Source organism: Vibrio sp. 378 (assembly GCF_033339435.1).
In genome coordinates this window covers 1-860 of sequence record NZ_JAWOUO010000299.1, presented here as the reverse complement: position 1 = coordinate 860, position 860 = coordinate 1, and the positions used below count along the sequence as shown (strand labels likewise).

At 51.6% G+C, this 860-nt stretch carries 1 protein-coding gene; it reads left to right on the top strand.

Annotation, left to right across the window (positions count from 1 at the left end):
- On the top strand, positions 1-860 hold an 860-nt coding region (locus R7Q48_RS25835; RefSeq protein ID WP_318133025.1), incomplete at both ends, for a helix-hairpin-helix domain-containing protein.

Here is an 860-nt window from a genome sequence, read left to right as displayed (position 1 = left end):
AGCCAATCTATGCTGGCAAAACGTCTTGATGCGATTGTCGAAGACTGTGTAAACGCGGTTGGTGTTGATGTGAACACTGCCTCTGCAGCGCTACTGACGCGCGTTGCAGGCTTGTCGAGCACCATCGCACAGAACATTGTCGACTTCCGTGATGAAAATGGTCGTTTCGAAGCACGTACAACTTTGAAGAAAGTGCCTCGTTTAGGTCCTAAGGCGTTCGAGCAGTGTGCGGGTTTCCTTCGTATTATGGATGGTAAAAACCCACTGGATGCCTCTGCAGTGCACCCAGAAGCCTACCCTGTAGTCAAAGCGATTGCCGAGAAGAACCGTAAAGACATCAAAGCACTGATTGGCGATTCGACGTTCCTTAAAGGTCTGCACGCGGTGGATTACACCGATGAGCACTTCGGTGTCCCAACGGTGACCGATATCATCAAAGAGCTGGACAAACCAGGCCGAGACCCTCGTCCGGAGTTCAAAACCGCAACCTTCGCTGAAGGCGTTAACTCGGTTGCAGATCTAGAACCGGGCATGATTCTCGAAGGCGTCGTATCGAACGTGGCCAACTTTGGTGCTTTCGTCGATATTGGTGTTCACCAAGATGGTTTAGTGCACATCTCAGCCCTAACGGATCGTTTCGTTTCTGATCCGCGTGAAGTGGTGAAAGCAGGTGACATCGTTAAAGTGAAAGTGATGGAAGTGGACGTACAGCGCAAGCGTATCGGTCTATCGATGCGTTTAAACGACGAGCCGGGTCAAGACAACCGCAGCCAACGCTCATCAGCAGCGCCGCGTCGTAATGATCAGTCACAACGTCGTCAACCTCGCCGTGATGATTCCTCATCGAACAATGCGATGGG